1 protein-coding gene is annotated in these 714 nt (G+C 56.7%); it reads right to left on the bottom strand.

All coding sequences use genetic code 11. From position 1 onward, the window contains the following. Nucleotides 1–261 precede the first annotated feature (261 nt). Nucleotides 262–714 (bottom strand): hypothetical protein (locus ACFQY0_RS21250; protein ID WP_379717084.1); only part of this gene is annotated, 453 nt, incomplete at its 5' end.

Genomic DNA, 714 nt, shown 5'->3' with positions numbered 1-714 from the left:
CCGACTCCGTGAGAATCGCGTCAGCCCAGCGGATGACCTCGTCGCGATCAACGACTCCCGCCTCAAGTGAGAGCTGAAAGTCGCCTGCGGCAATCGAGCGGGAACTCTTCATTTCTGCACCGAACGTCATAGGCATGGCGCGACGCCAAAACCAAGGCGGCGCTCCGTGCCAGATTGGAAGCATTGAATCACCCACATCACTTTTCGACAAGGCCGCGGTTAGGCGTCGCCATCGCTGGCTTGTTCTGCTTGTCGGTTCTATTAGAATAGCCACTTGAAAACGATGACTCCGATACCTGTCAGAACGGCAAGTCCGGGGATAACCATGCCCATGCATGCCATTCCGCCCCTCTGTGGCTCGACCTCTTCATCTGTCATGCCCTTCGTCATAAACGCCATGAGCCACCCGTGAAGAAACCCATAGCCGATGCCCCCGATTGCGCCCCACTTCAAGAATGTGGACATCTGGCCATCTAGCGCATGTGCCCATATCCACCCAACGGCCAGGCCGATTAGTGCCAACGGAATCAGCATCACGATAGCGGAAACAAGAATGGGGATCACATTGCGCATGGAATATTCAGCAGAACGTTTGAGCTGAGGCGATCCCGGTGAGCTCACCGGGAAGGCTGCGGGGATCCAAGCAGCTTTCGAAGCTGGCGGCAAGAACTCAACAAAGCCGCTGAAAGGGGTCGCCCTCGAGCGCCTTGTTCT

The organism is Haloferula chungangensis (assembly GCF_042664875.1).
GTDB classification, from domain to species: Bacteria; Verrucomicrobiota; Verrucomicrobiia; order Verrucomicrobiales; family Akkermansiaceae; genus Haloferula; species Haloferula chungangensis.
This window is presented reverse-complemented; position numbering and strand designations above follow the sequence as displayed.